We start from the raw sequence: 12,882 nt of genomic DNA on the forward strand, positions 1-12,882 counted from the left end.
CGAGACGCTGCGCCCGACGCATCTTGGCGGCGTTCTCGGATGCTGCGGCCTCGTCAGCCGCCTTCTTGGCGATCAGGGCTTCCTTGAACACCTGAAGTGCTCGCGCCATGAGGCCGATCTCGTCGCCGCGCTCGCCACCATCGACACGAACCCCGAGATCGCCCTTCGCGACCTGACCCATGACGTTAGCGAGCTCAACGAGAGGCTTGGAGATCGCTCGTCCGATCAGGAATGCCGCCGCTGCGACAACAGCCAGCGTCAGGGCGAGTGCAAACCACAGGGATCGGCTGGTGAGGTCGTCTGCATCCTGAAGTGCGCTCGTGGCGTCTTGGTACCGCTTCTCCACGGCCTTGATGATCTCGTCCACCACCGGGTCGATCGTGGCGTAGGCCTCCGAGAGCGCTTTCGTCTCGGCCCTGAGCGCCACGCGTGTGTCGGCGAAGGCTGCGAAGTCGCGCTGGTAGGCTGCCATGCCCGCCTTGATGTCCTCGAACACACGGCCTGTGATCGCCGAGGTTTCCAAGAGCTTGGCGAACTCCTTGGCCCGGGTTGCCATCTCGGCGATGTAACGCGGGTCACTTCGCAGCATGAAGTCCTTCTCATGCCGGCGCATCATCAAAACGGAATTGGTCAGCTTGGCCTCGTCGGCAGAGCCAACCTTGGCCTCGATAGCATGCACCGATGTGCGCAGGGCGCCCTCGAGACCGGCGGCCTCAGTGAGCCCGAGCTTCCGCTCGAGGTCGACGGCCTGGGCGAAGTGCTTGCGGTAGACCTGGAAGCCCTCGCGAACGGAACTGATCTTTGGGCTCAGGCCCGAGAGTTCCGGGATCCGGCTGAGAGGACCTGCAAACTTGGGCAGGTCAGCTTCGAACTCACGGACGAGCTTCTCGTGCCGTTCGGCGTGGCGGTCCTCCCGGCGCAGGAAGAAGTCCTTCTCCGAGCGGCGCATCTCCAAGAGGCCGACGTTCATCTCCGTTGCGATTTCTCTGAGCTCGTTGGCAGCCGTTTGGGCGGCCTTGAAGCGTGCCATTGATGTTTGACCGCTCGCATGGATGCCGCCAATCACGAGCACTCCAGCTACGGCACATGCGCCGATCGCTGCAATCTGGATCTTTACGCTGAAGCGCGACAACTGGAGCGGCATGGTATTCCCCGGGGTCTTTGCTTTTGTCAGTTGGGGAAGTAAGTGCCTAAAAAATGAGCGCCGGGTTAAGATCCCTTGCCAGCTAAGATCGACTTACCCTCAAATTGTAGAGGTCGACTCGCAGGGCTCAAGTTCTGCACACCGTGGCTATAAGTGCTCAGAGGAGACAACCTGCAGGCAGGTTGGCGCAGCCTCATGTGTCGGGGCGCAATGCGACCACCGGCAATCGAACGCTGTGCTCGCTTTGGCCTTCAAGCAGTGCTTAGGATCCGGCCAGAACCGAGAGGGTCAAGATAGCTCCTCGAATGATGCTCGGCCGATATGGTTTGGGAAAGTACATGCTGCCCGGCACGCGCCGCACCTGGGTTGGCGAGTAGCCGCTCGCATAAATCACGGGGCTTTCCTTGTAGAACACCCGAAACGCGTCGGCGACGTCCCAGCCGTCCGGAGGCATGCCGAACTCAACATCAGTGAATAGGACGTTGATCTTCGGACGTTCGTTGATGATCGCGATGGCCTCGGCGCCGCTGCGCGCGGCGAAAACGGTGAAACCCGCCTCTTGAAGATCATAGGAGAGGGCGTCACGGGTTTCATCATCGTCCTCGACAATGAGCACGGCGAATTGCGGCATGGCGAACCTTAGGAGAACCGAGATTACCGGGAGCGTGATCGCGACGCCATTAACATGGGCAAATCGAGCCGCGTTGCACGTCCAAAAAATGATCGGGAATACCTCACCTGCGATGGATGACTGGGCGGCCGGGCAAGGTTCTTCGATCACCCCGGCCCGGCCTGACCTCGGCGAAACGGCGGTAAAGGCACGGCTACGGAGTCTATGCTCGGCTGTGTCGCGGGTTCCCGTTGGGTAAGCCGCTCAACGGGTGAAGTTGCGCCGCATGAAGCCGTCGAATGAGCCTCGGGCTGACATGACCGCGCGATCCGCCACTGAGGCAAGTGAGCCATCGGCCCCATCGGACAGGTTCCGTCGGATCGTGCCGCCGGTCGCGATGTCCATGCCAACGACGGCAAGGACGAGCAGGACCGTCCTGAGCAGGACAAACGGTAAGGCGGAGCGGGACGGGGTCAGGCGACGCGGCGGGATGAGCGGAGCCATCACGATCTCCGAGGTCGGAGGCGCAGTCGGGAGGTGGCCAACAGGGTGTGCCGGAATGGTTAACGATCTGTTAACCCTCGTTTCGATCTCGCAATCAACTTGCAGAACCGTCACCGTTTCACGAATGCCGTTAGGCACGCCGGGCAGGCGCGATCCACGTGCCTTCTGCGGCCGGGTTGTCGATATGTGAGCAGAAAGCGCGTGCTCCGAAATGGACACTTGCATCAGCGTGGGACCGGCGAGCCAAACTGAAGCACGCTGAACTTCGACTGATGTAGCTATTGCGATGGCGCTTGCATCTCGAGCGCAAGGTGCTCACGGTATCAGACAATGCCACCCTGAGCGTCAGCAAATGCCCGCTAAAGTCGCGCTCAATGTGAGTCTCACGCCCGAGCTAGGCGACTTTATCGCCAAGAGCGTGCAAAGCGGCCGATATGGGAGCGCGAGCGAGGTCGTGCGCGCTGGGCTCAGATCGTTGCTCGACCACGAGCAGCTACCCTCCCACACATCACGTCGTTTCATCGCACGAGAGGCGGAATTGGAAGTCGAGCGCGCTCGACTGGAAGCCGCTCTAGAGAGCATCAGCGACGGTTTCTTCGCGCTGGACTCCTCATACCGGATCGTCGCTTTCAATGCCGCGTCCGAGCGCTACTTCGCTCGTCCGCGCGCTGAGGTTCTCGGGCGTGTCGTCTGGGAAGCGTTCCCGGCAGCCGCGCACGGAGTTTACCGGCGAACTTACACCCGCGTTATGGAGACAAGGGAGGCGGCAGCCTTCGAGCACCGGTCAGAGGTACGCCCGGATCGCATCATTCGGGTGCATGCCACGCCCACCCCAGACGGTGGCATCGGCGTAGCCTTCAACGACATTACAGATCAGGTCGCTGCTGAGGTCGCCGTTCGGGCCACGCAGGGTCGGTTCAGGGCAGCAGTGCGGGCGTCCGATCATGTGCTCTACGAGTGGAACCCAGCGACGAACGAACTCCTCTTGTCCGGGAACGTTGAGCGCGTCCTCGGCTACAGCCCAGACGAGATGGAAGGTGGACTAGCCCGGTGGATTGCCGTCACTCACCCAGATGACCGAGCAGCGTTCGCAAATGAGATCGACCGCGTTTTGCGCGATGGAGGTCCGTTCCGTCTCGACTTCCGGGTTGTGAGGAAGAACGGAGAGGTTGGCGAGGTCGAGGACGAGGGCTACTTCCTGGATGACGAGGCCGGGCGAGTGATGCTTGGCTTTGTCCGGGACGTGACCGCACGCAAACGCGCTGAGCGGGAGCGAGAGGCCGAGCGCCAACGGCTCGCTGCCGTGCTACAACAGACGCCGGTTGGCATCATCATCGCCGAAGCGCCCTCGGGCCGCCTGATTTCCGGCAACGATGAGGTTGCGCGCATCTGGCGGCAGGATTTCAAGCGGTCCGAAGCTGTTGCTGGATACGGCGTCTACCGGGGCTTCCACCGAGAGGACGGACACGAGCTTGCTCCGGACGAATGGCCCCTTGCCCGCTCGATCACCAAAGGCGAGGTGGTGATCAACGAAGAGGTGGACTTCCTCCGTGGAGACGGCACTCGGGGCACCTTGTTGCTGAATTCGGCCCCGATCCATGACGAGGAGGGACGCATTACGGCGGGCGTAGTAGCGTTTACTGACGTGACGGACAAAGCCCTCGCCGAGCGGCGGCAAGGGCTGCTGATCAACGAACTGAACCACCGTGTGAAGAACACACTCGCGACCGTCCAATCGCTCGCCGCGCAGAGCTTCCGCGACATCAGCCCAGAAAGCGGGGCCTCTCTCCAGCGGTTCAACGAACGCTTGTTCGCCCTCGCTCGTGCCCACGACGTGCTCACCCGCGAGAACTGGGACGGCGCGGAGCTACGGAGTGTTCTCGACGAGGTGTTGGCTCCACACCGGCAGGGGGGACGGCAGCGCATTTCCATGAGCGGCCCCCGCATGCGCCTCTCCCCTCGGGCTGCCCTGTCGCTCGCGATGGCCGTGCATGAGCTTGGGACGAACGCAGCCAAATACGGGAGCCTCTCCGTTCGAGACGGCTGCGTGAACCTGACCTGGACGCTGGATAAGGCCAAGTTGCACCTCCTTTGGCAGGAGAGCGGAGGCCCGGCCGTCGAGAAGCCAACCCGGACAGGGTTCGGATCGCGGCTGATCTCCCGCTACTTGGCAGCGGAGCTTGGGGGAGAGGTCGATCTGGCATTCGCGCCCGAGGGGGTCAGGTGCGTGCTGAGTGCGCCGCGCGATCTCATTGAGGGGCATGGGCTCCTCGACACCTTAGCGCACGCGCCCTCCGCTGCTGGTGCTTGGTAGATTGGTGTCGGGCGCGCCCGCCGGGCCTGCTCTTGCGCAGGCCGACCCAGGTCGGCACGGGAAGCAGGGGCCTCTGGCGACTTCGCCCATGGGACATGCCGCGACTATCGTCGTGGCACTCGGTGACACGCGCCAATCCCGTCAGCCTACACGGGGGCGCAACGGCACGACGGTGCCGCCCTCGTCGGAGTGCGCGAGAACGACACTGATCGCATCCACCAATGCCCGCTGGTCGAAAGGCTTGCTCAGGCGCAAGGCGCTACCGCTTTCGCCCGAGAGTTCAGCATAGCCGCTGGCGAGAATGATCGGCAGGTCTGGCCGTTCCTCGGCAAGGCGGCTCGCCAGGGCACCACCTGTCATCCCAGGCATCACATGATCTGTGAGCACGAGATCGATGCGTCTGGCCTGATGCACCAGCCCGAGCGCCTCCTCGCCGGAGCGGGCCTCGATTACCTCATGGCCGAGGTCATCGAGCATCGCCGCCGTGTTCTCGCGAACAAGCGGATCATCGTCTACAACCAGCACCGTCAGCTTTCGCGTGAGTTGCTCGCGAAGGGGTTCAGCGGCCTGGGCCGCGCGCTCGATCTGGGCAACTTTTTGCGCCACCGGCAGCCAGACCTCCGCTGTCGTGCCCGCGCCCTTGCGGCTCTTGAGCACGAAGTGCCCGTTCGACTGCTCGGCCAAACCTTGCACCATGGGCAGCCCTAGCCCCGTACCCTTGCCTACCCCTTTCGTCGTGAAGAACGGTTCCAGCGCTCGTGCGAGCGTCTCGTCGTCCATCCCCGCACCTGTGTCGGCGACGGAAAGGCAGACATAGCTCTGTTCACCCGATGCGCCTTGCTCCTCCACCCACGCAGAGATCGTGATCCGCCCACCATCTGGCATCGCATCACGCGCATTCACGCATAGGTTCAAGAGGGCCAGTTCAAGCTGGTTGGCGTCCACGAGAGCAGACGGCAGCTTGAGCGGAAACCGGGTTTCGATTTCCACGCTCGGGCCAATGGACCGTTGCAGCAGGTCCGACATGCCGCGCACAAGATCGGGTAAGCTGACCGCTGTGGGCTTGAGTTCCTGGCGTCTCGCGAAGGCGAGCATGCGCTGCGTCAACGCCGCCCCGCGCCGCGCCCCCTGAATTGCGTTCTCCAACAGCCGTGCCGTCCTCGGATCAGCGGGAATGCGCTTCTTGAGCAGGTCGAGGCTACCCAGGACCGCCATGAGCAAGTTGTTAAAATCGTGCGCCACGCCGCCTGTAAGTTGGCCTAACGCCTCCATCTTCTGCGCCTGCGCGAGCGCCTCGCGGGCCTGCTCCAGTGCTTCTTGCGAGCGTTTGCGTTCGGTGATGTCGCGGGTGACCTTCGCAAAGCCGATCACTTGCCCAGCATCGTCGCGGATCGGATCGACGACAACGCTGGCCCAAAAACGGCTGCCGTCCTTGCGCACCCGCCAGCCCTCGGCCTCGAACTTGCCCTCCCGCTCCGCTGTCTCAAGCGCCCGCTTCGGCACTTCGTCGCTTTGGTCCTCCTCGGTGTAGAAGCGCGAGAAGTGCTGACCTACGATCTCCTCAGCCTCGTAGCCCTTGAACCGGCGTGCTCCTGCATTCCAGTTCACGACGCGGCCCTCGCGGTCCAGCATAAAGATCGCGTAGTCGGTCACGCTCTGGACGAGTAAGCGAAACCGCTCCTCGCTCGCGCGAAGTGCCTCGGCTTCACGGGTGGCCAGCGTAGCAAAATGCCGGTCGAACATAGCTGCGACCAGGGCCAGAGCGAGGATGAGGAACGTGGTCGCTGTGACCCACAGCGCAAGGTGCATCTGCCCGACGCTCGCCACCCCGTGTCCACCATCGACCGGAGCGTGAGGCGTGAAGATCGCGCCCTGCATGGAAGCGTAGTGCATGCCTGAGATAGCCAGCCCCATGGCAATCGCCGCCGAGATCCGAATGCTGAGGACGGTACTGCGGAAGGCGAGCCAGAGAGCGACGGTCGCCGCTCCGATGGCGATTAGGACCGAGATGGCGACCCAGAGGCTCTCGTATCGCAGATCGGCTGGAAGGCGCATGGCGGTCATGCCCGAATAGTGCATGCCCGCAATGCCTAGCCCCATGACGAGCCCGCTCAGAGCAAGGGTGACAGGGGTTGCGCCGCGCCTGTTAGCGACGGTGAACCCGAAAGCCGTCACCACAATCGGTAGGGCGAGCGAGAAGAGCGTGAGGGGCAGATCGTAGGTGACCTCGACGCCCGGCAGGCTGAACGCGAGCATGGCAACAAAGTGCATCGACCAGATACCGCCCCCCATGGCGACCGCCGCCGTCGCGAGCCATGCACGCTGCGCCCACCCCGAGGACGCCTGGATACGGCTGGCGAGATCGAGGGCGGTGAAGGAGGCGAGCGTCGCAATGAGGATTGAGAGTGCGACGAGTGTCCCATCGTGGGCACCAGCATGGGTCATTGTTCTTGTTTCCGCTGGGAGCCGCAGGTGCAGCGGCAGGAGCAAATTACGAGCCGCCGATGTAGGTTGCCAATGGGATTTCGGCCACACACGCGGCGCGATTTGGCGCGAGTAGCGTTCCAGGCTCCGGCCCGTCTAGCCCGTCCTTCGCCCGCCCCTTTTGCTCACATAAAACGGCTTAGCCCACCGCACGTTCTCGTCCGAGGAGCGAGCTCGTCGGTCCAGCGGTATGAACTCCTAAGCGGTTCGCAAGCACGCAACGTTTCGTGCCCTCTCGGAAGGTTCTTGTCGTTCCGCTGCAGTTCCCGCTCTGTGTGTGGCGTGTGCTATCACGCCCGTCACTGCAATCCAGAAGGCCGCATGTTCACGCTGGGCTGCAAGGGCCGAGCATACCATTACGGGGAGACGATGCCGTTCAGCGATTTCGCGCAGATCGTTGCTTCAGAGCAAGCCTTCCGGTCGGCCGCGCGCTAAAATCCCGTTGCAGCTCGCGTTACGCGCCCGCGTAGGGAGCGGATGGCAGACGCTCGGCTTGGATATTGCACGCAGCTCAAGACGTGCCGTCGTGCTCAGCGTAGGGTTTGCTTCTTGAGCACCACTGGCGCGAGGACGTGCTCCCACGCCTCCTCACACTCGCCCCCGCACCGCTGAAACCAGCTCGGGAGTACCGTCTCCAACACGAGCCGCCGACGGAGTACCTCGTCCGCCGTCGATGCCGGTACAACGGTCGTTGCGCTTGCCTTCGGCTCACCCCGCCCCTGAGCAGGAGCAAGGATCCGTTGTGTGTCGTCGTCCGCCGCTGACCAGATCTGGGCCTCCAGTTCAGCAACACCCGCCCGGATCACATCCTGCAACTCTGATGAGAGAGCTACCCAGACGTCTCGGTTGGCGCCGAAGAATGACATCCCCCAGCTCAGGGCCATGGCGTGGACGTGGGTCATGACCCGAGGCAGCCCGATCTCTGCCCCACTCAGGGCTCCCGTGACCGCGCAGTCCACAACACCCTGCGAGACCGCAGAAAGGATCTCTGCAAAAGGCAGTTGGACGGGGTTCGCGCCCAAGGCTCGCAGGAGCTCGGACTGGCCTACAGATGACGTGCGGATCTTGCGCCCAGCGAGATCGTCCAGGCCGCGAAACGGATGGCTGCAGAAGAGCACCTGGGCCGAGTAGGTGTACACGCCCAGGAGTTCGATGTTGTAGCGCTCGGCGAGCACCTGCCGCAGGTGGGGCCGGTACGCCTCGAGCACTCTGCGAGCGTCGCTGATGGTTGGGCTGAGAGCCGGGAGATCGAGCCCGTTCAGTTGCGGATCGTCGGTGGCCACGATGGAGAAAAGGCCGTTGCCGAAGGGCACGACGCCGATCCTCATGAGATGCAGCATATCGACCGCCCGTATGCTGGCCTGATCGAACGGGCGGATGTTAGCCGTGATCCGCCCGCCCGAGAGAACTGGGAGGCGTGTTGTCCAGAACGGCTCCTCGTATTGCTTGTACTGAGCGACGTTGCCGAAGCCCCCGATCACCCGCAACGCGACAGGCTGGTCAGCATGCGAGTGCGTGGCACAGGCGAGAGCGGCTGCGAGCAGAAAGGTTTGCACGCCGGCGGTGATGCGCCTGCGGAGGTGAGCGAGATGCGCCCGGGCGCGATGATGGAGGAGCATAGCGATGCCGTTTAGGAGTATGTCCGCCGGCATGTCAGAGGAGCGCCGCGACTGAGCCAAGCAGTACAACTGTCAGCTTAAGTTTGTCCTTACTCCCCCGCCGGCAAGCGCTCAGGCAACCGGGAGCCGAAGGCTTACCGCCTGGCGCTATCGCTGCAGTCGGTCTCGGGAGCGAACTGCCAGCAGAGTCCGCTTTGACCAATTTGATGCCGAAAGCTGCCGGGCCGATATCGGCCAATCCTGGTCATTCACGGTCCCCCAGTCTACCTGCCCCAGGACCCTCTGGAGGATCGAAAGGGATTATGAGCAGGCACGACAGAAAGCGCGCTAGTCCGGCAGCCAACATTCCCAGTAAAATGGTCTTCCTATCCCTGTTCCTCGGTGCCAGTTCCCTGTTCCACTCCGTAGGGAATTGCTGACTTAAGCGATTGATCGATATCACGTTCAGGAACGCGAATGAGCGTGCAAACGCGTCGTTTCCGAGCGCAATCCCTGTTTAGTCGCGGAGAGCAGGGATTTCTACAGAGAGCAGTTCGCATCCGACTCCGTCCACCGCCATCGCCCAAAGACCGGTCAGAACCGGGTTTCCGGGTTGAACGCGCCACGGCGAACTCCCACGACGACTTGACGCTTTTCCGACGCCGCTTCTGCGGGCCGGCGCGGGCGCGCAGATGACGGCCGGGGTCGGGGAGGCGACGCCCAAGGCAGCGTCATGCGCCCAACCTGGCGCCATCGGGGCCGAAGAAGTGCAGGGTCTCCGGGTCGAATGTCAGCGTTACGCGCTCGCCGGCCTTGGGCAGAAAATGGCCGTCGCCCATCCCGACCAGATCCAGCCCGTGGCTGGAGACCGTGATCTGCGTGGTCGGCCCAAGCGGCTCCGCGATCACGACCGAACCTTGCAGCGCCTGGTCGGTGGCCGCGGAGGCAGGCAGAACACGCAGATCATCGGGCCGGAGGCCGACCGTCACCCCGGCATGGCCCTCCAATGCGCCGGCGCGTGCCCCTGTGACCGGGATGACGAGAGGCGACGCACCCACCTGCGCCTCCAGGCGCAACGCAGGCTGCCCGTCGATCCGGATCACCGGGATGGGGATCAGGTTCATCGTGGGGGTGCCGATGAAGCTCGCGACGAACTGAGTCCTGGGGCGGTGGAAAACCTCGAGCGGCGTGCCGACCTGCTCGATCCGGCCGTCCCGCATGATCACGATCCGGTCCGCCAGCGTCATGGCCTCGACCTGGTCGTGGGTGACGTATACGATCGTCGTGCCGATCGCCTGATGTAGGCGCTTGATCTCGGTGCGGACCTGGCCGCGCAGCTGCGCGTCGAGGTTGGAGAGCGGTTCGTCGAACAGGAACACCTGGGGGTCGCGCACGATCGCGCGGCCCATCGAGACGCGCTGGCGCTGGCCGCCGGACAATTCGTGCGGGCGGCGCTCCAGCAGCGGCGTCAGACCCAGCATCTCCGCGGCCTGGCGCACCTTGCGGTCGATCTCGTCGGCGGGACGTTTGGCGGCGCGCAGCCCGAACGCCATGTTCCGGTAGACGCTCATATGCGGGTAGAGCGCATAGTTCTGGAACACCATCGCGATGTCGCGATCCTTGGGCTCGACCGTGTTGACGACGCGGTCGCCGATGGTCAGCGTCCCGGCGGTGACGCTCTCCAGGCCCGCGATCATGCGCAGCGTTGTGGATTTCCCGCATCCGGAGGGCCCGACCAGCACGATGAACTCGCCATCCGCGACGTCGAGGTCGATGCCGCGGACGGCCTCGGTCTGCCCATAGCGCTTGACGAGATTGCGAAGGGACAGGCGTGCCATGCCTTAAGCCTCGAAGCGGGACATGGCCGATGCCAGCAGGGCTTCGGCCTCGGACCGCGCCGCCGCATGCGCCGCGAGCCGTGCCCTCACGCGCGCCGCAGCCTCGCGATAGAGGGCAAGGCTGTCGGCCATGGCCCCCGGAGCCGGCCCGCCGGGCAGACCACGGACGGCGATGAAATGATCGGGGGTGACGATCTGGCGGAAACGGCTTTCGGTCAGTGTCGGCGCGCGGCCGGCGATGGCGGCGAATGCGGCTGAAAAGGTGTCATAGGGGACGGTCGAGAGCGTCTGCCCGCCCGCCTGCATGAGGCGGGCGAGATCGGCGGCGACGTGGTGAGCCTGCACGAAGGGCAGGCGCTCCTCGCGCACGAGCGTGTCCGCCAGCTCGGTGATGGTCGCGTAGGAGCGCTCGATATTGGCCCGCGCCCTGGCCTCGTCGATCGAGGCGCTGCGGATCACCGCCGCCATGAGCAGCAGCACCCGCTCGGCGATCGCGAAGGCGGCATAGCCCTGGCCATGAACCTCATGCTCGTTGTCGTTCATGTCGGTGAACGGCGTGTTATGGAGCGCCGTCGTCACCGCATCGCACCGGCCGACACACAGCGACGCCATGAGCCGCATATGCTCGCATGGCACCGGGTTGCGCTTCTGCGGCATGATCGAGCTGATCTGCACGAAGCCGTCGGAGAAGCGCAGCTGCCCGACCTCGAAGGAGGTCCAGAACGCCATGTCCTGGGCGAAGCGGCCGAGATCGAGGGCGAGGACCTTCAGCGCGCAGAACAGGCCCGCCGTGTAATCGGCCGAGGCGATGCAGCCATAGGAATTGCGCAGGATGTCGCGAAAGCCGAGGAGCGCGGCCATGCGATGGCGATCCAAGGGAAAACCGGTCGTCGTGATCGCCGCCGCGCCCATCGGGCAGAGGTCGACGATCATGCGAGCCCCCTCGAGCCGCTCGGCGCTGCGCAGCAGGGCCTCGATCACCGCGCCGAGATAGTGCCCATAGGTCGAGGGCTGAGCCGGCTGCCCATGGGTGTAGGCGCAGATGATCGTCGCCTTGTCGGCCTCGGCCCGGGCGATGACGGCCTCGATCAGATCGGCAAGGCGGCCGGTGACCCGGTCCAGCTCGTCCCGAAAGCGCATCTTGAAGAGCGTATGGTCGATGTCGTTGCGGGAGCGGCCGGTATGGAGGCGCCCCGCCGTTTCCACGCCGACATGGCGGCGCAGCTCGCTCTCCACGAAGAAGAACATGTCTTCGTGCTCGCCCGTGTAGGGGCTCGGGCCGCGGCCCATCAGGCCGCGCTCGGTCGCGTCCAGCGCCCGGAGCAGCGCGGTGATCTCCTCCCCCGTGAGCAGGTGCTGTTCCGCGAGCATCACCCCATGGGCGCGGTGCAGCTGGAGCAGATGGGCCAGGTGATGCGCCTGGGCATGGGCGAAGCCCGGTCCGAGCACGGCTTCCGCGAATTCCGGCGCGGGGAAACGGTCGTCGCTGCCGATGAAGGCTGATGATGGGGCGGTATGGGCCATGCTCAACCCTTGAGACCCGCGAGCACGACGCCGCGGATGATGTAGCGCTGGAAGACGACGAAGACGACCAGGGTCGGCAGCGTCGCGATGGTCGCGCCCGCCATGACCAATTCCCACGCGGTCAGGTTCTCGTTCGAGAACGAGGCGAGCCCCACCGGCAGCGTGTAGAGCTCGCGGCTGCTGGTGACGATGAGCGGCCAGAGGAACGCCGTCCAGTTGCCGAGAAAGGTGAAGATCGCCAGGGCCGACAAGGCCGGCGTCACCAGAGGCAGGGCGATCTGCCAGAAGATCGCGAACTCGCCCAGCCCGTCGATGCGCGCCGCGTGGATGTAGTCGTCGGGCACGCCCATGAAGAACTGGCGCATCAGGAAGACGCCGAACCCGGTCATCAGGCCCGGAAACATGATGCCCCAATAGCTGTTCAGCCAGCCGAAATTCTTGGCCATCACGTACCAGGGCACGATCAGCATCTCGGTCGGGATCATCAGGGTCGTCAGGATCGCGATGAAGACGAGATTGCGCCCGCGAAACGTGAATTTCGCGAGGGTGTACCCGATCAGCGAGTCGAAGAAGAGAACCGACAGGGTCACCAGCGTGCTGGTGACGAGCGAGTTGACGAACCACAGGCCGAACGGGCTGTTGCCGAGGATATAGGTGTAGTTCTCGAACGTCGGCTCGATCGGGACGATGTTGATCTCGTAGACCTCGTGCGGCGGCTTCAGCGAGGTGGCGACCATGTAGGCGAGCGGCGTCATCATCACGATCGCGCCCAGGACGAGCAACGTCCAGGCGAGCACGCGGCCGGGCGAGGCCGCCAGGCGCTGCCGCCAGGGCTGATCTGCATCGAGCGCGGCCTGGCTCATCGG

At 64.2% G+C, this 12,882-nt stretch carries 9 protein-coding genes and 1 pseudogene; 2 read left to right on the forward strand and 8 right to left on the reverse strand.

Features of this window, described 5'->3' with window-relative positions; translation table 11 throughout:
* The 3 genes from F0L46_RS27165 to F0L46_RS22380 form a co-directional block, all read right to left on the reverse strand.
* Nucleotides 1-1,144, reverse strand: a 1,144-nt coding sequence (locus tag F0L46_RS27165) for a HAMP domain-containing protein (RefSeq protein WP_149821866.1), incomplete at its 3' end; no start/stop codon positions are given.
* Nucleotides 1,145-1,406: 262 nt separating this feature from the next.
* The gene (locus F0L46_RS22375; RefSeq protein WP_149821778.1) at nucleotides 1,407-1,775 is read right to left on the reverse strand and encodes a response regulator; all 369 of its coding nucleotides are present in this window, start codon (nucleotides 1,773-1,775) and stop codon (nucleotides 1,407-1,409) included.
* A gap of 243 nt (nucleotides 1,776-2,018) precedes the next feature.
* On the reverse strand, nucleotides 2,019-2,258 hold the full coding sequence (locus tag F0L46_RS22380; RefSeq protein ID WP_149821805.1) for a hypothetical protein: 240 nt from the start codon (nucleotides 2,256-2,258) through the stop codon (nucleotides 2,019-2,021).
* 352 nt (nucleotides 2,259-2,610) lie between these two features.
* Between F0L46_RS22380 and F0L46_RS27205 the strand changes: the two are divergent.
* Together F0L46_RS27205 and F0L46_RS22385 are read left to right on the forward strand one after the other, a co-directional pair.
* Nucleotides 2,611-2,778, forward strand: a pseudogene (locus F0L46_RS27205) (type II toxin-antitoxin system ParD family antitoxin); the annotation flags it as partial.
* Nucleotides 2,779-2,796: 18 nt separating this feature from the next.
* Complete coding sequence (locus tag F0L46_RS22385) at nucleotides 2,797-4,572, forward strand: PAS domain S-box protein (protein ID WP_240540115.1); 1,776 nt, start codon at nucleotides 2,797-2,799, stop codon at nucleotides 4,570-4,572.
* A 141-nt stretch (nucleotides 4,573-4,713) separates the two neighbouring features.
* Here the strand turns inward: F0L46_RS22385 and F0L46_RS22390 are convergent, their stop codons facing one another.
* The 5 genes from F0L46_RS22390 to F0L46_RS22410 form a co-directional block, all read right to left on the reverse strand.
* Complete coding sequence (locus tag F0L46_RS22390) at nucleotides 4,714-7,017, reverse strand: MHYT domain-containing protein (protein ID WP_149821809.1); 2,304 nt, start codon at nucleotides 7,015-7,017, stop codon at nucleotides 4,714-4,716.
* Between the two features lie 569 nt (nucleotides 7,018-7,586).
* Complete coding sequence (locus tag F0L46_RS22395; protein ID WP_188312091.1) at nucleotides 7,587-8,675, reverse strand: TRAP transporter substrate-binding protein; 1,089 nt, start codon at nucleotides 8,673-8,675, stop codon at nucleotides 7,587-7,589.
* Nucleotides 8,676-9,385: 710 nt separating this feature from the next.
* Nucleotides 9,386-10,492: an ABC transporter ATP-binding protein gene (locus F0L46_RS22400; protein WP_149821813.1), complete on the reverse strand. Its 1,107-nt coding sequence runs from the start codon at nucleotides 10,490-10,492 to the stop codon at nucleotides 9,386-9,388.
* Nucleotides 10,493-10,495: 3 nt separating this feature from the next.
* The gene (locus F0L46_RS22405; RefSeq protein WP_149821815.1) at nucleotides 10,496-12,016 is read right to left on the reverse strand and encodes an argininosuccinate lyase; all 1,521 of its coding nucleotides are present in this window, start codon (nucleotides 12,014-12,016) and stop codon (nucleotides 10,496-10,498) included.
* Between the two features lie 2 nt (nucleotides 12,017-12,018).
* Nucleotides 12,019-12,879, reverse strand: a complete 861-nt coding sequence (locus F0L46_RS22410) for a carbohydrate ABC transporter permease (RefSeq protein WP_149821817.1) — start codon at nucleotides 12,877-12,879, stop codon at nucleotides 12,019-12,021.
* Nucleotides 12,880-12,882: the final 3 nt, after the last annotated feature.

Source organism: Salinarimonas soli (assembly GCF_008386575.1).
GTDB classification, from domain to species: domain Bacteria; phylum Pseudomonadota; class Alphaproteobacteria; order Rhizobiales; family Beijerinckiaceae; genus Salinarimonas_A; species Salinarimonas_A soli.

Coding starts and splice junctions, on each gene's coding strand:
- F0L46_RS22410 (WP_149821817.1), bottom strand. CDS start 12,879: ATGAGCCAGGCCGCGCTCGATGCAGATCAGCCCTGGCGGCAGCGCCTG.
- F0L46_RS22405 (WP_149821815.1), bottom strand. CDS start 12,016: ATGGCCCATACCGCCCCATCATCAGCCTTCATCGGCAGCGACGACCGT.
- F0L46_RS22395 (WP_188312091.1), bottom strand. CDS start 8,675: ATGCTCCTCCATCATCGCGCCCGGGCGCATCTCGCTCACCTCCGCAGG.
- F0L46_RS22390 (WP_149821809.1), bottom strand. CDS start 7,017: ATGACCCATGCTGGTGCCCACGATGGGACACTCGTCGCACTCTCAATC.
- F0L46_RS22400 (WP_149821813.1), bottom strand. CDS start 10,492: ATGGCACGCCTGTCCCTTCGCAATCTCGTCAAGCGCTATGGGCAGACC.
- F0L46_RS22380 (WP_149821805.1), bottom strand. CDS start 2,258: ATGGCTCCGCTCATCCCGCCGCGTCGCCTGACCCCGTCCCGCTCCGCC.
- F0L46_RS22375 (WP_149821778.1), bottom strand. CDS start 1,775: ATGCCGCAATTCGCCGTGCTCATTGTCGAGGACGATGATGAAACCCGT.